General features: G+C 68.8%; 20 protein-coding genes and 1 pseudogene. 5 read left to right on the top strand and 16 right to left on the bottom strand.

Translation table 11 applies throughout. The annotated features are described in order from the left end of the window. Positions 1–575 precede the first annotated feature (575 nt). On the bottom strand, positions 576–1,439 hold the full coding sequence (locus tag ACWD3E_RS07940; RefSeq protein WP_451386674.1) for an LLM class flavin-dependent oxidoreductase: 864 nt from the start codon (positions 1,437–1,439) through the stop codon (positions 576–578). A gap of 243 nt (positions 1,440–1,682) precedes the next feature. Between ACWD3E_RS07940 and ACWD3E_RS07935 the strand changes: the two genes are divergently transcribed. Beyond that, a complete protein-coding gene (locus tag ACWD3E_RS07935; RefSeq protein ID WP_451386673.1) occupies positions 1,683–2,012 on the top strand; it encodes a hypothetical protein in 330 nt (109 codons plus the stop codon). 12 nt (positions 2,013–2,024) lie between these two features. On the opposite strand, the gene ACWD3E_RS07930 is transcribed toward ACWD3E_RS07935, so the two are convergent. The 4 genes from ACWD3E_RS07930 to ACWD3E_RS07915 all read right to left on the bottom strand — a co-directional run bounded on the left by ACWD3E_RS07930 (position 2,025) and on the right by ACWD3E_RS07915 (position 6,959). Further along, positions 2,025–2,963, bottom strand: coding sequence for a helix-turn-helix transcriptional regulator (locus ACWD3E_RS07930; RefSeq protein WP_451386672.1), 939 nt, complete (start codon positions 2,961–2,963; stop codon positions 2,025–2,027). Positions 2,964–3,624: 661 nt separating this feature from the next. Further along, positions 3,625–4,194, bottom strand: a complete 570-nt coding sequence (locus ACWD3E_RS07925) for a carbonic anhydrase (protein ID WP_451386671.1) — start codon at positions 4,192–4,194, stop codon at positions 3,625–3,627. 723 nt (positions 4,195–4,917) lie between these two features. Continuing rightward, positions 4,918–5,745, bottom strand: coding sequence for a maleylpyruvate isomerase family mycothiol-dependent enzyme (locus ACWD3E_RS07920; protein WP_451386670.1), 828 nt, complete (start codon positions 5,743–5,745; stop codon positions 4,918–4,920). 302 nt (positions 5,746–6,047) lie between these two features. Beyond that, the gene (locus ACWD3E_RS07915; RefSeq protein ID WP_451386669.1) at positions 6,048–6,959 is read right to left on the bottom strand and encodes a LysR family transcriptional regulator; all 912 of its coding nucleotides are present in this window, start codon (positions 6,957–6,959) and stop codon (positions 6,048–6,050) included. Between the two features lie 142 nt (positions 6,960–7,101). Between ACWD3E_RS07915 and ACWD3E_RS07910 the strand changes: the two genes are divergently transcribed. Further along, positions 7,102–8,154 (top strand): YncE family protein, encoded by a 1,053-nt coding sequence (locus tag ACWD3E_RS07910; protein WP_451386668.1) that lies wholly within the window; start codon positions 7,102–7,104, stop codon positions 8,152–8,154. 279 nt (positions 8,155–8,433) lie between these two features. On the opposite strand, the gene ACWD3E_RS07905 is transcribed toward ACWD3E_RS07910, so the two are convergent. The 5 genes from ACWD3E_RS07905 to ACWD3E_RS07885 all read right to left on the bottom strand — a co-directional run bounded on the left by ACWD3E_RS07905 (position 8,434) and on the right by ACWD3E_RS07885 (position 11,114). Next, the gene (locus tag ACWD3E_RS07905) at positions 8,434–8,664 is read right to left on the bottom strand and encodes a VOC family protein (RefSeq protein WP_451386667.1); all 231 of its coding nucleotides are present in this window, start codon (positions 8,662–8,664) and stop codon (positions 8,434–8,436) included. Between the two features lie 252 nt (positions 8,665–8,916). After that, the gene (locus ACWD3E_RS07900) at positions 8,917–9,729 is read right to left on the bottom strand and encodes an SDR family NAD(P)-dependent oxidoreductase (RefSeq protein ID WP_451386666.1); all 813 of its coding nucleotides are present in this window, start codon (positions 9,727–9,729) and stop codon (positions 8,917–8,919) included. A 103-nt stretch (positions 9,730–9,832) separates the two neighbouring features. Beyond that, on the bottom strand, positions 9,833–10,150 hold the full coding sequence (locus tag ACWD3E_RS07895) for a hypothetical protein (RefSeq protein ID WP_451386665.1): 318 nt from the start codon (positions 10,148–10,150) through the stop codon (positions 9,833–9,835). Between the two features lie 185 nt (positions 10,151–10,335). Beyond that, positions 10,336–10,668 carry an ArsR/SmtB family transcription factor gene (locus ACWD3E_RS07890; RefSeq protein WP_451386664.1) on the bottom strand — a complete coding sequence of 111 codons (333 nt, stop codon included), beginning with the start codon at positions 10,666–10,668 and terminating at the stop codon, positions 10,336–10,338. Next, entirely contained in the window at positions 10,665–11,114 is a 450-nt protein-coding gene (locus ACWD3E_RS07885) for an SRPBCC domain-containing protein (protein ID WP_451386663.1), read from the bottom strand. The genes ACWD3E_RS07890 and ACWD3E_RS07885 overlap by 4 nt, the downstream gene beginning before the upstream one ends. 558 nt (positions 11,115–11,672) lie before the next feature. Between ACWD3E_RS07885 and ACWD3E_RS07880 the strand changes: the two genes are divergently transcribed. Next, the gene (locus tag ACWD3E_RS07880) at positions 11,673–12,188 is read left to right on the top strand and encodes a transglycosylase SLT domain-containing protein (RefSeq protein ID WP_451386662.1); all 516 of its coding nucleotides are present in this window, start codon (positions 11,673–11,675) and stop codon (positions 12,186–12,188) included. Positions 12,189–12,293: 105 nt separating this feature from the next. Here ACWD3E_RS07880 and ACWD3E_RS07875 read toward each other — a convergent pair whose 3' ends face one another. The 3 genes from ACWD3E_RS07875 to ACWD3E_RS07865 all read right to left on the bottom strand — a co-directional run bounded on the left by ACWD3E_RS07875 (position 12,294) and on the right by ACWD3E_RS07865 (position 14,909). Then, positions 12,294–12,551 carry a hypothetical protein gene (locus ACWD3E_RS07875; RefSeq protein WP_451386661.1) on the bottom strand — a complete coding sequence of 86 codons (258 nt, stop codon included), beginning with the start codon at positions 12,549–12,551 and terminating at the stop codon, positions 12,294–12,296. A 299-nt stretch (positions 12,552–12,850) separates the two neighbouring features. Further along, the gene (locus ACWD3E_RS07870) at positions 12,851–13,501 is read right to left on the bottom strand and encodes an NAD(P)-dependent oxidoreductase (RefSeq protein ID WP_451386660.1); all 651 of its coding nucleotides are present in this window, start codon (positions 13,499–13,501) and stop codon (positions 12,851–12,853) included. Between the two features lie 652 nt (positions 13,502–14,153). Then, entirely contained in the window at positions 14,154–14,909 is a 756-nt protein-coding gene (locus tag ACWD3E_RS07865) for a metallophosphoesterase (RefSeq protein WP_451386659.1), read from the bottom strand. A gap of 85 nt (positions 14,910–14,994) precedes the next feature. Here ACWD3E_RS07865 and pdxR point away from each other — a divergent pair, with 85 nt between their 5' ends. Further along, complete coding sequence (pdxR, locus tag ACWD3E_RS07860; RefSeq protein WP_451386658.1) at positions 14,995–16,404, top strand: MocR-like pyridoxine biosynthesis transcription factor PdxR; 1,410 nt, start codon at positions 14,995–14,997, stop codon at positions 16,402–16,404. Positions 16,405–16,482: 78 nt separating this feature from the next. Here the strand turns inward: pdxR and ACWD3E_RS07855 are convergent, their stop codons facing one another. Further along, entirely contained in the window at positions 16,483–17,187 is a 705-nt protein-coding gene (locus ACWD3E_RS07855) for a hypothetical protein (protein WP_451386657.1), read from the bottom strand. A gap of 742 nt (positions 17,188–17,929) precedes the next feature. Next, positions 17,930–18,172 carry a hypothetical protein gene (locus ACWD3E_RS07850; RefSeq protein WP_451386656.1) on the bottom strand — a complete coding sequence of 81 codons (243 nt, stop codon included), beginning with the start codon at positions 18,170–18,172 and terminating at the stop codon, positions 17,930–17,932. A 1,052-nt stretch (positions 18,173–19,224) separates the two neighbouring features. On the opposite strand from ACWD3E_RS07850, the gene ACWD3E_RS07845 reads away from it, so the two are divergent. Next, on the top strand, positions 19,225–19,596 hold the full coding sequence (locus ACWD3E_RS07845; protein ID WP_451387135.1) for a DoxX family protein: 372 nt from the start codon (positions 19,225–19,227) through the stop codon (positions 19,594–19,596). 28 nt (positions 19,597–19,624) lie between these two features. Here the strand turns inward: ACWD3E_RS07845 and ACWD3E_RS07840 are convergent. Continuing rightward, positions 19,625–19,732: pseudogene (locus ACWD3E_RS07840) on the bottom strand (DEAD/DEAH box helicase family protein); the annotation flags it as partial. Between the last annotated feature and the right edge of the window lie 6 nt (positions 19,733–19,738).

Here is a 19,738-nt window from a genome sequence, read left to right as displayed (position 1 = left end):
TGTGACCTCTGATGCGGCACCACGTCCGGCTTCGTCTCGCACGTCTCGGGGCGGTGGTCCCCAGAGCGGTTCAGTGTTTTCCGCGGAAGCTGCCGAGAGCGAGTGGAGTCGGCGGGGAGCCGGTCAGGACTCTGTGTGTGACGGGTGCGCGGTTGGCGCAGCCGCCCCGCGATGCTTGATGTTGACGGCCGATGCCTTGGCCAGTGCCACGCAGTTCAAGGAACGCAGCGGACCGATCAGGCGGGATGCAAACAGATACATGTGTCGCGCCATCGATCCGCATCGTCGGTGATCTTCGCAACGGCCTTGGACCAGTCCGTCTGTCTGTGAACGGCTGATTGCGCAGTGGCAGGGGTTTCGGCCAGCAGGGTGGTCGGCCGTGCGGCCAGCGGGCGTTCAGGTAAAGCGGCGGTGGGCTGCCTGGCCGCCGTGCTGCGCCTTGTTGTCAAGCTCGGGCGAATGCTGGGCCGCCTGTCCAGGCGGCCCAGGCCATCCTCCGGCTGAACTTCGCGGGCGCCACGGTCACGATTGCTAGAGGGATGCCGACCGCGTCCGGCGCACTCTCGATCGGCCCATCAGAGCACAGGCGGCCCCGCTTCGATGCGGCGCAGTACTGGGGACAGGCGGTCCAGGTCGGGGCCGGTCTGGACCTGCCGTTCGTCCCACCAGGTGGCGCCGGCGTCGTGCAGCGGACCGATCACGTCCCTGGCCTTCGCCGCGTCCAAGGACGTGGCACCGCCGAGCACGAACTCGAAGGGGCGCTCGGCCTCTGCCGCACGGTGCTTGCGTACGTAGCCGATCAGTTCCCGTACCTCCGCCACATCCGGCACATGTCCATGCCGGGCCGTCTCGAAGAGCGGCACCGCGCCGTCCCACCGTGCTGCCCGCCGCATGGGCGGGCGACGCGGCCAGAATCCGCCGATCCACACCGGCGGACCGGGCCGCTGCACGGTGGCGGGCAGCAGTGTCACGTCCCGGACCTCGTAGTGCCGGCCGTGGTGGTTCACCGGCTCGCCGGACCAGAAGCGCTTCAGCACGTCCAGCCCCTCGTCCAGCCGCTCGGCGAGGAGGCGTGGCTCGACGGCGTCGCCGAAGCTGCTGTATTCGTCCTCGATCGGACCGCCCAGGCCGGCGGCGAAGATCACCCGACCGCCGCTGAGGTGGTCCAGGGTGGCCACTTGGCGGGCGAGCTGCTGCGGGCGGTAACGGGGGACCGGCGTCAGCAGGGTGCCCAGCCGGATCCGTGAGGTCGCGAGCGCGGCTGCGGTCAGCAGCATCCAGGGGTCCCCGAAGGGACGCCCTTGGTGCTGGCGGTGCAGTACGTGGTCCCAGACGAAGAGTCCGTCCCAGCCGGCCTGTTCTGCGGCAGCCGCCACGGTCGCGACGTTACGGGGGTCGGCGAAGTCACCGAAGTTGGGGATGTTGACGGAGAAGCGCATCCCAGCAGGATGCGGGGCCGGCCGTGAAGGGGCAATCGGATTCGGATCCAGACCGGTGTCGAGATTCCCGCCACAGCGGTCAGCCCGGCCACCGGCCGTGCCTGGTAGTTCGTCCTGGCCGAACGTGCGAAGCAACTCGTCGGGTCGCTGGCCACGTTCCTGCATTCGCTGTGGGGCGAGCGGTGTCGGTTCCCCATGCCATGCTGAGCCAGAGTGCGTGCCACACAGGAAGAGAGATGTTCGTTGGGGGCCCAGTACTACCGCGCAGACAGCGAGAACGGCGACCACATCGACGACCCCTCCGAGGACGCCCTGTTCATGCTGATCGACGACCTCGACGACACGGACAACACCTTCGTCCTCATCCAGCCCGACGCGGACGACCCAGCCTGGTTCGCCTCAGTCGCCGTCCTGGACGAAGGAGGCTACGAGATCGTCCGTCGCGACACCACCTGCCGCGAGCACGAGGTCATCACCCAAACCGACATCGGACACATCGCCAACGACCTGACCATCTGGATGGCCGCCCGAAAGTTCCCCGGAGGGGCGAAGAAGCAGGCCTGCACGTTCTAAAACACGGCCTGGCTAGGACTCCACCGCCGCCGCGAAGCGCGCCGCCACCGCCGCCACTGCCGCCCGGAGCTCCGGTCCGCCCTCGACGCGGAACCCGAACGGCAGCCTCGCCAGCCACTCCTGCGCGTACATCGCCGGACTGCTCGTACTGCCGACCAGTACGCACTCGTCGCCCGATGCCTCCAGTCGTCCCATGGGGGGCCTGACCCACCGCGCCACCTCGGAGAGGGGGGCGTCGAACACCACGCGGGTGACGCACTCCCAGCCCGTGCCCAGGTTCTCCTCCAGCGCCGCGACCGGGTCGAGGTCGTCGGGTGCGTCGAACGCGCGGGTCGTCCGATGGACCGCGCCGATCCGGTCGACCCGGTACGTGCGGATCGCGTCCGTGCGATGCGAGCGGCACAAGAGGTACCAGCGCCCGTGGCGGACGACCACCGCCCAGGGGTCCACCTCGCCCTCCGACTCCTTCCCCGACTCGCTCCGATACGCCACCTGCACGCTCCGTCGGGCCGCGGTCGCCGCGACCAGTGCGCTGGTGATGGCCGGATCAGGCCGAACCGAGGACGGGTCGGGTGCAGCCGACGCATGGTCGCGCAGCGTCGCCGCCTGCCGGCCGACCTTCTCCGGAAGCGCTCGGATGACCTTGCTCAGCGCACTTCCCACGAGCTCGTCGGCGTCGTCGAGCGCCGCCATGACCAGCCCCAGAGCCTCCGGTTCCGTGAAGACCACTGGCGGCAGCCTCGTCCCGCGTCCCAGCCTGTACCCGCCGTACGGGCCTCGGGTCGACTCGACGGGGATGCCCGCCTCCCGGAGGATCCCGATGTACCGGCGCGCGGCCCGCTCCGTGACACCCAGCGATGCGGCGAGCTCGTCCGCCGTCGCGCCGGGGCGGGTCTGGAGGATTTCCATGGTGCGCAGAGCCCGTGCGGTGGGGCTGAGATCGGTCGGCACACCAGCAGATTAGGTGGTCACTTCCTATACCAGAAGCAGATTGTCCGGAACCTGTCCTAGCGTGATGCGCGATCCGCGCACCGACGGGAGGAAACGGGAGAGAGGGAGCCTCCTTGTCCGACGATGTCGTACCCACCAGCCAGCGGTCTTCGGCGGCAAGCTCAAGCATGTGCGCAAGGCCCGGGAGCTCGGCCTGGACGTGATTCACGCCCAGTTCCCGGACGAGTCGACCGCGGCCACTGGCCCTACGTCGATCAAGCGCTGCTGCTCGACTACGGCGACGTCGCTGGACAAGTGGCGGATGCGCCGGCATCTGACCGCAAAGGGCGTGAGCCCGGTAGCCTCCGCGGTCGGCCGTTCCACGCAGGACGTTCGCGAGTTCGCTGAGGCGCACGCGCTCCCGATCATCGTCAAGCCTGTCGAGACCCTGACCTTCGACGGCCGGCATGTGGTCGTCGCGGTGACCGACAAGGAGTGCTGCGGCTCCGGTGACCAGCTCCATCTCCCAGGCCTGCCTGGGAAGTCTGGCTCCGCCGCAGATGGCCGGGCGCTACCAGGGATTGCACGGCGTCGCGTACACGACCGGCACGGGCGCCGGCCCGCTCATCGGCGGCGCCGTGTACGCGATCGGCCCATGGGCGCTGTGGGCCCTCTGGTCGGTTCAGGAAGGCGCGCCGGTAAGGACTTCCACCTTGCCGGTGTCGAGCGAGTAGTAGGCGCCGACCACGGCAAGAGCGCCCTTTCTCACGAGGGGGGCGAGGTCCTGGTTGGACCGCAGATCCGTGGCGGTCAACTTGACCTGGGCACGGGCCATGGTCTCGACCGGGTCGGCGCCGCCTTCCCGGGCTGCCTGATCGTATGCCGGCTGCAGAGCCTTGACGATCGCCTGCAGGTTGCCGGGCAGGGGTTTGCCGTCACGAAGGGACTTGTACGCCGCTTCGACGGCGCCGCAACGCTGATGCCCGAGGACCACGATGAGCGGGGTGCCACTGGTCATGGGCCCGTACTCGACGGAACCAATGACCACCGGGTCGGCCGCCTCCCCGCCCGTGCGCATCACGTAAAGATCACCCAGCCCGGTGTCGAAGAGGAGTTCAGGCGGCACTCGGGAGTCGATGCATGCGAGGATCGCCCCAAAAGGCACTTGCTCCTGGGCCACGAGCTGACGCCGGCTCGGATCCCGGTCGGGGTGTTGAAGGTCTCCGCTCACCCAGCGCTTGTTGCCCTCCATCAGTCTCGCGAATGCTGCGGAGGGTGTGGTCGGGCGCGGGCTCGGCGAAGCGCTGGCCGCTGCCGGGGAGGCTCTCATCGATGAGCACCCTGAGAGCGCGGCGGTGGCGCTCGCAAGTCCGCCTGCGAGCAGCGCTCTACGATCCAGACGTCCTGCTCTGTGCATCGGTCGTTCCCCTCGATACCGCTCGGACACGTCCCTGCGTCTTGACCAGGGCAATTGTTCACCGTGGTGCGGGTGGCACGGAGCAGGCGCAAGCGGGGGGGCGTTACGTTGCCACAGACGGCCCACAGGCCGTCTCGGGTGGTGGCGTGAGTTGTGTGGGCCGAGACCCCGCCCCGCCCGAGTGGAGCGGTTGCGGCGGCCCGTGCGCTCGGCATCGACGGCGGGCTGGTCGCTCAGCAGGACGGCGCACGGCGCCCGCCCCCTGTGCCCCCAGGAGGGCTGGCCGACAGTGAAGATGGGACGGCGAGTCCGCTCCGGGCGGCGTCACGTGCGACGGCGCATGACGTTCGTCGGACTCGCACTCGTCATCCCCGGCTATCGCGGCGACCTGGCCGGCCCGGTTGGAGTCGTACGCGGCCGACAGGCGACAGGCGACGGGCGACGGGCGACGGGCGACGGGCGACGGGCGACAGACGACGGGCGACAGACGACGGGCGACGGGCGACAGGCGGCGAGGCGCCGCAGGCCCGCGTCGAGGGCCGCCGCCCGGGCGACGGTTCAGGGTGCGGTGAACAGGGTCGGGAAGCGGGGGGCCAGCCATGGGCGAGGGCCCCAGGCGAGGACCTGTCCCTGGGCGATGGCGCGCCAGGGGTTGAGCCGGCCCAGCGCGATGAGCAGGAAGGCGACGGGATCGAGCAGGATGGTGCAGTCCGCGCGCTGCGGTGGTGCCCCCGGGGTCACCTGCACGGCGCCGTCGGTGAGGGACACGCCGAACGCCTCGCCCCCGCGCAGCCGGATCCGGTAACGGGCCGTGAGTCCGGCCGTGGCTGCGGGGTCCGCGACACGCGGCATGACCGAGAGCATGAACGGCATGCACAAGCCCGCCCGTGCCCGGTCGACCATGTGCGGGCGCTTCAGGGCGCGAGCCAGATCGTATCCGTGGCCGAGCATGTGCGTGAGCAGGTACGACGCGAGAACGGACCGGTTCATCACGCCCAGGGGAGTGGCTGGTGCCGGGCCGTCGACCGCAGGGCGCGACAGAGCGTCCAGGAACGCCTCGGCCTGCTCCGTGATCATCTTCGCGAGAGGCTCCGCCCGGCGCTCCCCGAAGACGCTCAGGGACTCCGCGTTGGCCCCGGCGAGGCTCTGGGGCGTTCCGTCGCCGTAGGGGCGCTCCCGTCCGGCTGCCAGGTCGGCCATCAGTTCGTTGGCTATGGCCAGGTGGGCGGCGGCCTCGCCGACGGTCCACTCCGACCCCGGTACGGGAAGCGCCGTGTCGCTCGCGCTCCGCACCAGCGTGGCGATCTCCTCGGCGGTGTCCCGGATCGCCTGTCCCAGCCCGTCGGGCAACGGCCACGAGCCGTCCTGCCGTACCGTCGTGTGCACGTTGCTCGCTCCACTCCCCACCCGCCCGGCACGCCCTACGTGCCCGCGGCGCTGGTACCCAACCAGACTCGGGGGCGCGCGGCAAGTCCCCCCGCGCCCGCCGCTTCGGTCCTGGTGCTGGGCGGCTGCCCGTTCAGTTGCGGGCCATGTCGACCACCGGAGGCAGGCCGGCGTGTAGCCGGGACCGATCCGTGTCCCGCCCTCGAAGCTGCAGGCGAAACCGGCTGGTTCACCGCGGTACGCCGGGTACGGGCTCGGCGAGGTGCCGTCGATCTCCTGCCGCCTGATCCGCCGGACGGACCCTAGCGGCTGTCGTCCCCCGTCCCCGACGGGGCCAGGACGGCAGCCGCCAACCGCTCACGGAACCAGCGGTGCCCCGGGTCGGTCGAGTTGCGGGGGTGCCAGGCCATCCCGAGGTCGAGGGGTGCCAGGTCCAGGGGGATGGGAAAGGTCCGCAGTCCCATGGCGGAGATGGTGTCGGGGAGCCAGTCGGCCAGGCTGAGCGCGACGAGGTCGGTGTCCCGGGCGAGCATCATCGCGCTCGTGTGGCTGGGTACCACGACCGCGATCCGGCGCCGCAGCCCGAGTTCCGCGAGCGCGCTGTCGATGGGCCCGAGGCGCTTGCCGAGCCGGGAGATGCCGATGTGGTCGGCCGCGGCGAACCGGCGGGCGTCGATCCGCCCGTCGAAGAGGGGATGACCGCTGCGGGCGATGCCGACCAGCGTCATCCGGGTGAGCTGCCGGGTACGGATCTCCGGGTCCAGGTGTCCCAGGACGCCCAGTTCGACGTCCACCCAGCCCTGCCGCAACCCGGGGCCGCCCTCCACCGCCTCCGGTAGGAAGACCACGTCCACCTGCGGGGCCTCCGCGTGAATCCGGTCGGTCAGGGTCCCGGCCAGCCCCACCAGGAGCAGATCGGTGGCCTGCACCGTGAAGGTGCGCTGGAGGTGCGCGGCATCGAAACCGGGGCCGGGACGCAGGACGTTGTCGCAGCTGCGCAGCAACGCGCCCACCTCCTCCCGGAGTTCCACGGCGCGCGGGGTCGGGACCAGCCCCTGGCCGGCCCGGACCAGTAGCGGGTCACCGACGGCACGGCGGAGCCGGGCCAGGGTACGGCTGACCGCCGCGGGCGAGGTGCCGAGACGCTCCGCGGCGCGGGTCACGCTGTTCTCCTGGAGCAGGGCGTCCAGGACCCGCAGCAGGTTGAGATCCATCGATGCCTCCTGAACTGCATTTTTACGCCTGGATCAATGATTTGGTGTCAATCTTTGCATTGTCGCGGCATCCGCCGACGCGGAGAGTGGAGATGGCCACGCAGACGCGTGGCATTCCCTTCGCCCCGTTCAAGGAGCCGCTGTGCAGCAGTCCCCCCGTGCCGGTCGAGAAGGCGATGTGCTGGCCGTGGTCAGCCAGAGCGGTCCGACGGTCTCCTTCTTCGACGCCGCCTCGGACCGGCACCTCGGTACGACGCAAGTCCTGGCCGAGCCGCACGAGTTGTGCTTCGATCCGGTGCAGCGACTGCTGTGGTGCACCACGACGTACGACTCGGGCTACTACCACGCGAACAGCGGCCAGCGCACCGAACTGACCGTCATCGACCCTGACACCCGCCGCATTGTCGAGGTCGTCGACCTCGCTCCGGAACACGGACCGCACGGGCTGGCGCTGGACCCGGTGCGCCGTCGTCTCTACGTCAGCGTGGAGAGCACGGAGGACCGGCCCGGCGGTGTCGTGGTGATCGACACGGAGACCCGCCGGCCCCTGGGCAGGATCGACACGGACGCGCCCGGCCCGCACTGGTTCGCCATCGATCCGGCGGGAAGGACGGGTTACGCCACCAACAAGGAGGCGCCGTTCGTCTCGGTCGTCGACCTCGAACGGGGCACCATCACCGCGAAGGTCGAGGTGCCGGGCAGTGAGGGACTCGCCGTCTCCACCGACGGCACGCACGCCTTCGTCGCCGCGCCCTACGGTTCCTTCTCCGGCACCGCCGAGGAGCGGCCGGCCACCGGCATCCGGGTCATCGACGCCCGGACGGCGTCCGTCGTGGACACCCTGCCCACGGCGAACGTCGTCCTGCCGGTGCACCTGACGTCGACGGGGAAGCTGCTCGCGGGCGAAGTGCGCATGGCCCCCGACCCGGTGTCCCGACTCGGACGCCACGCGCCGGGCCGCCTCACGGTGTTCTCCGCCGACACCCGCAAGCAGGTGGGCGAAGTCGAGGTGGGACTCTTCCCGCTGACCATCACCTCGTCCCCCGACGGTCGGCTCGCCTACGTGGCCTGCGTCGTCTCGTCCACCGTCGACATCGTCGACCTGGAGACGCTGGAGAGCCTGGCCCGGCTGGACATCACCAAGCTCGGCGAACCCGGCGCGCACGGCCTGGCGTACATCCCACGCCCGGCCTGAACCGTCGTCCGTCACCATCCCGAGGAACCGAGGGGTCACGTAAGCCGGGATGGACGCTGGTCGAGCATGCCGAGCGCCGCGTCCGGCCGGCAGTGCGGACGTACAGTGCCTGCTGCCGCAGCGCGTGCCGGGTCGCCGGTCGGCAGCGCCCGCTCTGGGCCGCCGTGTGGTCGTCGCCATTGGCCGAGCGGGTGCTGATGGTCGCGGTGTACTGCCGCACGAGGGTCGCGGAGGGCCGAGAGGCTGCGGGTGTGTGCTCCGGCCCTCCGCGACAACCGGTTAGTGCACGGACTGCACAAACTGAATGATCTGCAGGTAGTTGCCGTCCGGGTCTTTGAATGTGGCGAACCTTCCGGCCGGTCGGTCGGTGGCGCGCGCGACCCATTCCACGCCCGCGGCGTCCAGCTGTGTTTCGAACGCGGCGAAGTCGTCGACGTGGAAGTTGAGGATCGATCGGCCAGGTTCGGGGTTGACGTCACTGACGTCGTCACGCTGATCGATGACCAGCATGAACCCCCCGAGAACGATCGGGCCATCTCCGGTGTGGTCGGGTGCGAGTACCTTGAGGTACCACTCGCGCAACTCCGTCGCTCGTGTACTCCCGAGCAGTATGCTCCCAGCGGGCATCGTAGGCATTCCGATCAAACTCCGATTCTTATAGTGCGGCGTCGACTGGGTGCCGACATCGGTAGAGCAAGTCACCAGAGATTTCCTCCGGCAACATGGTGGTAAGTCGTGGTGCTGACACCTCAAAACCGAAACTCAGTCGACAAGTGCACCGCCGGACAGATTGGCGATTGCTCCCGTCATCGCTCCGGCTCGATCTGAAGCCAGGAACGCGGCCGTCTCTGCTATTTCAGAGAGCGTAGGGAGCCTCTTCAGAAGCGTCCCCTGCGCCATCGCCCCGCCTTCGAGCAATTCCTGGACCGACTGCCCGGCCGCTGCCGCGGTTTGCTTGAAGAGATCCCCGGTGTAGGAACCCGCAGCCGGCGCATCGACGACAGCGTGTGGACGGATGCCGACGACCCGGATGTTGCTGGGTGCCAACTCCGCGGCCAGAACCCGCGAGAAGGCCTCCTTGCCGGCCGCGCTCACGCTGTGCCCCAAGATGCCGCCTACAGCCAGTTTGGAACCCGGCTCGGACAGAGTCAGGATGACGCCAGGACGCTCGCGACCCATGTGCCGTGCCACGGCCTTGCTTGTGATGAACAGAGTCCGCAGAAAGCCGTCAATCGGCCGCATGAACTCCTCCAGCGAGAGGTCCGCCAGAAAAGTCCCCTGGTCGTGCATGACACTCACGGCGTTGAGGGCGATGTCGATGCTGCCGGCCGTCGCCGCGATCGCATCGGCGTGCTTTTCGACCGCCTGTTGATCGAGAACGTCAACCTGCGCGCTCTCGACTGTTCCGCCCGTGGCGGCGATATCACGCGCCACGGCGTCGAGCTTCGCCTGCGTCCGCCCGGCGATGAAGACTCTCGCGCCTTCCCGGGCGAATACCCGTGCGATGGCGCCGCCGATGGCACCCCCGCCTCCATAGATCACAGCGTTCTTGTCACCAAGCAGCAATCCACTCATACGTGTCCTCCAAAGGCGATTGATTCTTCCGGATGATTACGCAGGCTCGGTGGTCACACCGTCGCCGCTGCGGGCTCTGTGGCGTCCGCAATTACCGGAGGCTTCAGGAAGGTGGTGGCCCCGGGCGGCCGGGATGGAGATCACCGCAATGATCAGGCCGGTGATCACCGCAGATGAGTCGGTGAAGGTGCTCCTCGCGGTACTGCATCGAGGGCACCATGCCCATGGCGCCGTAGGCCAGGAGGAACAAGCTGGCCAGCGCGCTGCAGATGCCTGTGACGTTCTCCAGGAACGGCACGACGTCCGTGCGTGCCGAGTACACCGCCGCGAACGACACGAGGTTCACGACCAGTGCGGTGAGCACCCGCGGTACGAACGCATACTCGGCCTGGCTGCCCGCGCCGCCACCGGTGCTGGGCACGCACGGATCAGCATCAGCGTGGCAACCAGTGCAACCACGCTGAGCACGGCGACCGCTGTGAACGAGCCGCGCCGGTCCATACCTGGCCCACCACCGTGCCCAGTGGTACGCCCGAAGGCGGTCGACACGAGGAGACCGGAGACCGCCACGGAGATCGTCAGGGCTCTCTTCCGGCAACCTGTCGGTCAGTCGTGGTGCTGACGCTGGATTTGTTCTGCGATGCGCTTGATGCGGTTCAGGCGTGCATCCCAGGCCTTGCCGACCTCGTTCAGCTGCCGGACGGCGCGCGACAGCTGCGCCTCATCGACTTCGTAGCGCCGCTCGCGACCTATCGGCGTCGCATGCACGAGGCCGGCGCGATCGAGGACGCCCAGGTGCTTGGTGACCGCCTGGCGCGAAATCGGGAGTCGATCACTCAGGCTGGTCGGCGTACCGACACCTTCCGCGAGCAGCAGGTCGAGCAGACGGCGCCTGATCGGGTCGCCGATCGCCGACCAGAGTTCGTCGTCGACGATCATCGTGCCACCACGCAAGGGGCGTAGCTCTGCAGTCTGGGCAGGAACATGTCCCAGCCGCGCTCGTGATCGTGAAAGGCCTCTTCGAGCACCGCGGCTTCCCACCCCTTCTCCCGCCAGCCGCTCTCAGTCAGGCGCAGAATCGTGCCGTCCCCGGAGGGCTCAAGCTCGAAGGTGACCAGGAGAGAGTTGTCTGCATCGGGCAGCTGACCATCGGGAGCGATCCATCGGAACGTGAACCTGTGGGGCGGGGCTACGTCGACCACCCTGATCGGGGCAACTTCAGCGCGGTCGCCCCACACCAGCTCGCCGACTTCGCCCGGCACAGGCTCAAGCGACGCGTCATCGGACCACCACATCTTGATGTGCTCGGGGCGACTCACCACATCGAACACGATCTCCGGGGCGGCGTCGATGCGAATCTCGCGCTCCAGCTTTCCGAACTCCACTCCAGGCCTCCAATGAGCAACCATCCGTTGCGCATTACTCTGCCACGAGCACGAGAGGCACGCAACCTCTTGTTGCATAACAAGGGCGAGGTGCATCGCGGGCGCTGGGATGCGCAACCGGAGTGCGACGCGGACCGCCTCAAAAATGCGCGTCCCGCGAATGCTGCCGCGGGCATGTCGATGCGCGGGGCGGTCGAGGTTGGGGAGGTGTCCCATTGGCATCGTCGGCTGGCCTGGAGTGGGCCCCCGACCCCCTGTGGGCGTGACGCTGGCCATGCGAGCGAGGTCACATCCTAACGAGGGCCGTAGAGCCGGATGTGCCTGAAATGCACCTGAGTCCTCAAATCGACCCATTTCGGACTTTTCTCCGTAGATGGGTAGTAGGTCACATCGTTGCGTCCCGTCTCGGCCGCCGCTAATCATGGCTGTCGTCGCTGCGAGCCGGAAGACCGGACCGAGCGAATCCCCCAAGGGTCTGCCCGCGTCTGCGGGTGGCCGACGCCGCCGCGAACGACAGCGGCGGCACCGACGATGTCCCCTACGGAGAGTTGCTTTCGCATGGCCATGATCAACCGCACCCGCATCGCCCGCCTCGGCCTGACCGGTATCGCGACCACGGGCGCCGCAGCCGCCGCCCTCACCCTGATGCCGAGCAGCGCGCAGGCTGCCGAAGCGACGCAGGCGCATGCCTCCGCGGTCACGGCCTCCGGCAACGACAGCCGTACCACCGCCGCCGCGTCCAAGAGCGGCACTGCCAACAACCTCGACGGCTGGATCAAGCAGTCCCTGCAGATCATGAAGGCCAAGGGCATCCCCGGCAGCTACGAAGGCCTCAAGCGAAACATCATGCGCGAGTCCGGCGGCAACCCCAGCGCCCAGAACAACTGGGACGTCAACGCCAAGCAGGGCACCCCCTCCAAGGGCCTGCTCCAGGTCATCGACCCCACCTTCAACTCCTACCACGTCGCCGGCACCGCCCACAGCGTCACCGACCCGGTCGCCAACATCACCGCTGCCGCCAACTACGCCGCCCACCGCTACGGCTCCATCGACAACGTCAACTCCGCCTACTGACCAGAATCTTCAGGGCAGGGGTCAAGCGCGGTGGCTTCGCCGGTGGACCGCAGTCGCACCGACCGGCCCAGCGTGTGTCCTAAGTGCTCCGGCGTGGCCCCGAGGTCAGGGAGCGGCCTGCTCTTGAGCGATCCGTGAGCGCGGCTGGGATTGACGGCTGCCGCATCCGCAGGCCGTTGCGGCCCGTACGTCGCTGATCGTCGGCGACAACCCGCCCTGCGCGAACTCGACGGCGTCCTGTTCACCGACGACATCCGCTGCCCGGTGCACGTCGCCGACCTGGCCGCCGCCCTTCTGGAACGGGCGTCGTACGACGCGGCCGGCATTCACCGCCTCGCAGGCGCTGACGCGGTGATCCGTCACGACATTGCGCCGTGCTCTGCAGTTCTGCATAGCACGGCGAACGCGGAGGGTCTGCCGGGGGCGCGGCTTGCGTCCGGGCCCCGCCGACCTCGGAGGTCGCACCGGCTCCCGAGGGCGCGCTGGACTCCGTAGGCGCCTCGGACTTCGCTGCTCGGCCGGCTTTCCGGGCCACGTCGGCACCGCCCGCTTGAACCCGGCATCAGCCGTTCTCGCCTGGCACCGACGAAGCCAGGGAGCGTGGCCAGAGCATCACGGACTTGACCGTGTTGGCTCACGGGCCGCCCGCGTTGAGTGAGAGGTCAGTAGCCGACAGTGAAGCGCTCGCCGATGTGCTGCTGCAATTCGACCTCATCGAGCAGGGCAACTGCGTAGTCCTCGGTGGAGATGCGGCTGTTGCCGTCGGCGTCGACGACCAGGTCGTCCAGGGCGATGCGATAGGTGCCTGTGCGCTCGCCCGGCTCGATCGTCGCGGCGGGGCTGAGGCACGTCCACCGCACGTCGCTGACCGTGCGGTAGAAGTCCAGGGCGTCCCCGTGGGCGTGCATGATCTGGAGCAGGAACTCCGGCAGGCCCTCGGCGTCCCAGACCAGCTTGCCGTCCGCCTTGCGCAGGGAACCGGCGCCGCCGACCGCGATGAGCCGGGGTGCTGCGCTCCCCAGTGTGCTCAGCCCGGCGACCAGGGACTCGGCGCTGGGCCGGATGGTGGCGAGGTGACCCGGCCCGCCGCCTCCGCCGACCGCACTGACTACGACGTCCCGCCCCTTGGCTACGGAGGCGACGAATTCAGGGTCCAGGACGTCGCCGGTGACCACGTCCAGGTTGGGGTCAGTCAGGGTGATCTTCGCAGGGTCGCGTACGACAGCTGTGACCTGGTGACCGCGACGAAGCGCCTCGGTCAGAATGCGGGTTCCGATAGTGCCGGTGGCGCCGAACAGGGCAATCTTGGACAAGTGATTCTCCAGTCCCGATTGATCATCTCAGGATTCGGAGCCTAGCGGGATAGCCCATCGCGAACTCGGCATGGCGGCTTTTTGGTCATGTCGGGGCAAATCAAGTACTGATCGCCGCACCGCACAAAGCCGCAGGAGCTGGCCGGCGGGGCGCCCTGGTCGAGCGAGGGGGTGCGGCGTCAGTTGTCGAGTCAACCTGTGTGGCCGGGGCTCGTTCGTCTTCTGGCCTCGACGCTTGCGGCCGGGCCACCACCTTGGCCAGCCACGAAGCCGTACACGCTGCGAGCCGCTCGCCCGGGCAGTGCGGCGGCCACCCGGGCCGAGCGATCGTCCGGTAGGGCAATGCAGTCGGCGGGGTTTCGGTAGGAGTACCAGCCGGTGCACCCGCCCGGACGCTGAAGAGCCTTCTGTTTCCGGCCGACGAGTTGGCCGATGACGCTGCTGGACGTCACTGCTAACGGTCGCCGGCTATGTCAGCCCGCTGCGGATACTTGAGCATCGAACACGGTCGTCACACGCCCCGGCCCGATGGCGTACACATGTCTGCTCCTTGCGTTCGAGCAGGGGAGCCAACCCGGTCATGGCAGTTGCATCCCCCTGGCGATCAAGCATCGGATGATCAATGGGGTTCTCCGGGGCTGGTGCGGCGCGTTCACACGGGGACGTGACGGAAGTGCGTGGTCAACTGCCCCGTCTCGTCGAGCACGTGGAAGGCGAGTGCAGGTGGATGGTCCAGGTGGACATGGTCCTGGGGGTGCGCGCGGTGTTCCCAGGGAAGACGGAGAGCGGAGATGACTCCAGGGGCCATCAGCAGTGGACGTCCGGCGAAGACGGTCGCCGCGGCTGTGTGGGCATGGCCGCAGAGGAACGCTGCGATATTGCGGTGACGGTCAGCGAGGGCCACGAGCCGCTCCGCGCCGAACTGGCGGATGCCGTCGACGAACGGGACGTGCAACAGCGTCGGCGGGTGGTGGAAGCCGATCAGCACGGGCGTCCCGTCGGAGGTCCGGGCCAACACGTCCTCGAGCCACGCCAGGGTTTCGTCCGAGAGGAAACCCTCGTCCTTGCCCGGCACTGATGAGTCGCACATCGCGATGACCACGTCCGCGCTCCGATGCACCTGGTTGACCGGAGTTGTCGAATTCGCCTGCGCCAGGAGGTGAGTGCGGAAGGAATCACGTCTGTCGTGGTTACCGGGGCAGAGCATCACCGGGTGCCGCGAGGAGAAGAGCCGACGGGCCTCCTCGTACTCGGCCGGCAGACCGTGATCGGTGATGTCTCCGGTCACCAGGACCGCGTCCAGGTCGTAGGGCAGGTCCTCCAGGTAGCACATGAGAGCCCGGGTGCGCTCGATGCTGCGCGGCTCACTGTCGATGTGAGTGTCGCTGAGATGGGCTATCACGATCATCGAGGTACGTCCTGTCGTCGTCGGACTGTTGATCACTCGGGCTTGAGGCTATGGAGACACTGGCCCATGAGTAAGATCCAGTTCCGTGCAGAAATCCTGGTCCGGTTCGCGCGTCGCCCTGCACCTCAGTCTCGACGCCTCGAAAGGTCGCCGTTCGGCTCTGGAGTCGGCGCTGCGCGACGCGATCCGCCAGGGGCGCCTAGCCGCCGGGACGCTCCTGCCCTCCACCAGGGGACTGGCTACCGAACTCGGACTGTCCCGTGGCACGGTGACCGCTGCCTACGACCAACTGGTCGAAGAGGGCTACCTGACCACCCGGCCCGGGTCGGGCACCACCGTGGCGGACATACCGCCGGAGACCGTGACCTCCCCACCAGCCACATCGACACCGGCGGGTCCTCGCCATGACCTGCGACCAGGGCTTCCCGATGTCAGCGCCTTCCCCGCCCGAGCCTGGCTTGCGGCGACACGCCGGGTGGTTGCAGACGCGCGTTCGGTGGTGCTCGGCGCCGGAGACCCGCAAGGCCGGATCGAACTGCGTGCCGCAGTCGCCGACTACCTGGGCCGCACCCGCGGTGTGGTCACGAGCCCCGACCGCATCGTCATCACCTCCGGTTACTACCAGGGTCTGAGCCTGCTCAGCCGCGTTCTGGCCGGGAGCGGCGCCAGGACGGTAGCCGTCGAGGATCCGAGTCACAACACCTTCCGCGCCGTTGTCCAACGCGCCGGACTCGCCACCCTGCCCATGCCCGTCGACGCCCACGGCGCCTGCGTGGACGCGCTGACGCACGAGGTCGACGCCGTGCTCCTCACGCCCTCGCATCAGTACCCGACCGGTGTCCCTCTCCATCCCAGCCGACGTCAGGCCGTCGGCACCTGGGCACGCACCACCGGCGGGCTGGTCATCGAGGACGACTACGACGGCGAGTACCGCTACGATCGCCAACCCGTCGGCGCCCTCCAGGGCATCGCTCCCGACCGGACCGTCTACTGTGGCACCGTCTCCAAGGCCCTCGGCCCGGCTCTGCGCCTGGCCTGGATGGCCCTACCGCCCCAGCTGGTGAAACCGCTGGTTGAAGCCAAGCAGCAAGCCGATCTCTACACGGAGAGCCTCTCCCAGCTCGTCCTCGCGGATCTGGTTACCACTCACGCGTACGACCGCCACGTTCGTGCCACCCGCCTGCGCTACCGTCGACGACGCGAACTGCTCCTGGCCCGCGTGTCCGGTGTCACGGGACTGACCGCCCACGGCGTCCCCGCCGGTCTGCACACCCTCTTGACCCTCCCCGCCGACTGGCCGCCCGAAGACGAGATCCTCTCGCGCTGCGCCCGGCAGGGACTTGCCCTGCGTGGCCTGTCCGAACTCCACATCGATCCCCACGGACGCCCGGCAGGTCTGCTCATCGGCTTCGCAGCCCCGCCCGAACACGCCTACCGGCCCGCTCTTGACGCACTGTTCGGGACGCTCCTGAAGCTGGTCACCAGCCCGAAGTGACGAACGCGTCAACTGCGCTCACCACTTCCGGCGTCATGGACGTGATTCCGGTACCTTGAGGCCCGAGGCGAGCATGGCTCAGTAGCCCTGGGCGATCACCTTCTCCCGCATCAGCGTTTCCAGCTCCGTGTTCGACAGCGGGTGCAGCGTGTTCAGGAGGTGGCGCAGGCCGGGTTCGCCAAGGGACTGGCTGGTGACCTCAACCTCCACGTCGTGGTGGCGGCGGGTGAGGGTGATGTCGCGGGTGCCGCCGGGGAGTCGGCCGATCATGCGCAGCTCGCCGTGCACGTCCACCGTGCAGGTAGCGCCCTTGTCCACGGGCTCTGGGCAGCGTGGTGTCTGCGTGAGCGGCGAACGCACCACGAGGCCCACGTACCCCAACTCGTGTCCCTCCCGGACGGGGTGGTATTCGACGCTGAAGTAGGCGGGCCCGACCACGGCACGGGATACCCGCATTCCAGGCGGCGCAGCGCCCAGATACAACAGTTCCGGATGCTCCCGGTAGCGCGCGATCTCCGCCGCGTGCCGACGCTGCTGCGCCTGCGCCGGGCCGATGAAGCCCCCGTAGACGACGCCGGCCGCCAGCGCGGCCACCGCCCCCAGCCGTACCCACCGGCTCGGCACGAAGAACGCCGCGGCGACGGCGTACGGCACCCCCGTCAGCGCGACCCGTGTGCTGGAGCTCCCCAGGTCGACGTCCCCGCCGTAAGCGGCCAGGCCCGCCAGGACGCCGAGCGTGCCGAGGACGAAGACCAGGGCCGCCCCTGTCCCACGTCCTGACACCGGAGGGTGAACCGTACGACCTGGTCGCCCTGGTGCTCGAAGTACTGGCCGAGGGCGGGATGCGCGTCACCTTCACGTGACATCAGCGTCCGCCGCGCCGGAGCAGCCACTCCGGCCCGTGCCCACCCTCACCGCCGCATCGGACTTGAAACGCGACCCGGCCGGCCTTGCCAACCACGGCTGAGCTGCCTGGGCAACTGCAGGTCCCGGGTGGTAGCCGAGGTACCGGGCAGCGGAGGCGCGGGGCTGTCCAGTGCTCGGCCAGGACGGCGGGGATGCCGCGGAGGTCGAGAAGGCCCTGACTGCTCCCGGGAGACTGGTCACCTACTGTTCGATGCGGGGACGGATGGTGCGGATGCCGGGGGTCGGCAGGCGGTCACCCGCCTGATCACCAGAGCACTGTCCAGCGCGGATCAGGATTGTCGTGCAGGAATCGGCACGCCGTGTTGTTGGTAGCGGAGGCCGGCGAGGGCGTCGGCGACCTGGTGAGCGGTATCGGGCCGATCGAGGGGAGCCTTCCCCAACAGTGCCGAGGAGGGCGACGGCGGCCCCTGGAGCGACGGGCATGACTGGATACCCCGGTGAGCCGCCCCGCACATCAGCCGCTGGTGCGGCCTTGGAAGCTGCGCCCGGCGGTCGTGTTCGAGGGCACCGACGCTATCCGGCGGCAGGCGGCCCATCACTGGGAGCAGACGCGGCCAAGGGAGACGGGAGACCTGAAGTCGTCCCGGCTGTCGATGCGCTACTCGACGGCCGGGTCCTCTTGGGAAAGCCTCATGGCCTTCTTCACGGCCTGCTCCACCTCGTGTCGGCTGGATTCGGTCGCTGCGGCGTGCGCGGTGATGGCCGCCTGTACAGCCTCGGACGCCTGGCGCCAGCGGCGCCACTGAGCCTCGTACTCGTCTCCGGTGAGGCCCGCGAGTTTCGCGCGTTCTACCTCGGCGGATCGCTCCAGCTTGATCAACTCATCGGGGATCTCTGACACGGGCACGGATCCTAAGCGGTGAGCGACGACTTGCTGCGCTGACGCGGCCACGGGGAGGCCCACCTGGGTGCGCCAGTGAGCCGAACACCGGCGCGCCAATACCCTGCTCAGCTGCGGTTGGAGCCGGTTGCGGCCCGGGTGATTGCAGTGGGGAGGGCCTGGTCGACGTCTCCGCGCTGAGAGCGGTGTCGTCCCAGGGTGACACTTGTTGCACGGCGAGGCCGCCCAGGTCTGCCAGCTGCACGGCTTGGTCCAGAACTGGCGGAACAACTGGGAGGCGCACCGTCCGCTGCCGTCGGTTGCCGGGATCCCCGCTCTCGCCCAGAGCCGGTTCGGCAAGCAGGGCAACTTCGAGCTCGTCACTCCCATGGCCGACGGCGGCCTGGCCCACATCTGGCAACGACGACTCTGCCTTCCCTGGGAGCGGGCCCAACCGATGCGGGGACACCCTGGGCAGCGTCGACGCCGTGACGATGATCCAGAGCAACTTCGGCAGCCCGGGGAATCTGGATGTCGTCGCCCGAGTCGGTGGCTGGCTCGACTTCTTCTGGCGCGACTCGGGGCCGACCTTCACTGTCGTGATGCGGGCGGATGAACCGCACGCCTTCAGGCTGATGCAGCCGTGTCTGAGAGCGGCTCCGTGTCGTTAGCGAGCTGGTCGGCGCTTCGCTGAAGTGGCCGGACATGTGGAGGAAGAGCAATGCGTATATGTCGGGCCCGCGGTGGGTGGCGGTGGCACTGGCTGGTTGCACGGGACTGAGTCCCTCCTCCGTGGCCGTGACGGCGTACTTTCTGCTGGAAGCCAGGGGCAACTCCGGATCGAGCGGTGTCGGGCGCCCTGCGACTGCCCACAGCTCGGGGAACAGTGCGATGTAGGGCGAGTTGGCCGCACAGGCGTGGGCGAGTTGGGGCGGAACGATCAGCCCCGGCGGCGGGAGACGCGGAACGGGCAGGACTCGGCGAACATCGTTGCCTCGGTGCCGGCGGCGAAGACGAAGCGGCAAATCGTTTTGTTCAAGCTCCCAGGCGCTAGTTGATCGGAACAACACGCCATGCACGCTGTCGCTGCCTTCGCCTTGGCGGTTTTCCTGGCCGTCACAGGGGTCATGCACTTTCTGGCTCCCGGCTACTTCCGCGCGCTGGTGCCCGCATGGATCCCCGGAGAGCGGCTCCTTGTGGCCGTCTCTGGGGCGGCGGAGGTCGTCGTGGGTGCGCTGGTGCTGGCTCCGTACACCAGGCCGGTCGGGGGCTGGGCCGCCGCCTTCCTGATCACCTGTTACCAGGTGTCCCACATGGACGCGCTGCGACGTGCGCGGCCGGACCGGCCCCGGCTGCTGGAGCGGCCGATCGGCGCCCTGGCTCGGCTGGTGGTGAATGTCCTGTACATCGCCTGGGCTGTCGCCGTGGCCAGATCCGTGGCCTGACGCAGCACCGAGGGGCGGTTTCCGTCTCGGCCAGCAGGTCCGGTGAGGGCACGAGCACCGGCACACGGTCCCCTTGAAGCACGTCCGCGCTGCGCACGGCGACGAGGGTCTTCCCGGAGCCGGTCGCCATGACCACTTGTGT

This window comes from Streptomyces sp. NPDC002676 (assembly GCF_053592455.1).
This window is presented reverse-complemented; position numbering and strand designations above follow the sequence as displayed.

Coding starts and splice junctions, on each gene's coding strand:
- ACWD3E_RS07940 (WP_451386674.1), bottom strand. CDS start 1,439: ATGCGCTTCTCCGTCAACATCCCCAACTTCGGTGACTTCGCCGACCCC.
- ACWD3E_RS07925 (WP_451386671.1), bottom strand. CDS start 4,194: ATGGAGGGCAACAAGCGCTGGGTGAGCGGAGACCTTCAACACCCCGAC.
- ACWD3E_RS07915 (WP_451386669.1), bottom strand. CDS start 6,959: ATGGATCTCAACCTGCTGCGGGTCCTGGACGCCCTGCTCCAGGAGAAC.
- ACWD3E_RS07905 (WP_451386667.1), bottom strand. CDS start 8,664: ATGCTGGTCATCGATCAGCGTGACGACGTCAGTGACGTCAACCCCGAA.
- ACWD3E_RS07900 (WP_451386666.1), bottom strand. CDS start 9,729: ATGAGTGGATTGCTGCTTGGTGACAAGAACGCTGTGATCTATGGAGGC.
- ACWD3E_RS07890 (WP_451386664.1), bottom strand. CDS start 10,668: ATGATCGTCGACGACGAACTCTGGTCGGCGATCGGCGACCCGATCAGG.
- ACWD3E_RS07880 (WP_451386662.1), top strand. CDS start 11,673: ATGGCCATGATCAACCGCACCCGCATCGCCCGCCTCGGCCTGACCGGT.
- ACWD3E_RS07865 (WP_451386659.1), bottom strand. CDS start 14,909: ATGATCGTGATAGCCCATCTCAGCGACACTCACATCGACAGTGAGCCG.
- ACWD3E_RS07845 (WP_451387135.1), top strand. CDS start 19,225: ATGCACGCTGTCGCTGCCTTCGCCTTGGCGGTTTTCCTGGCCGTCACA.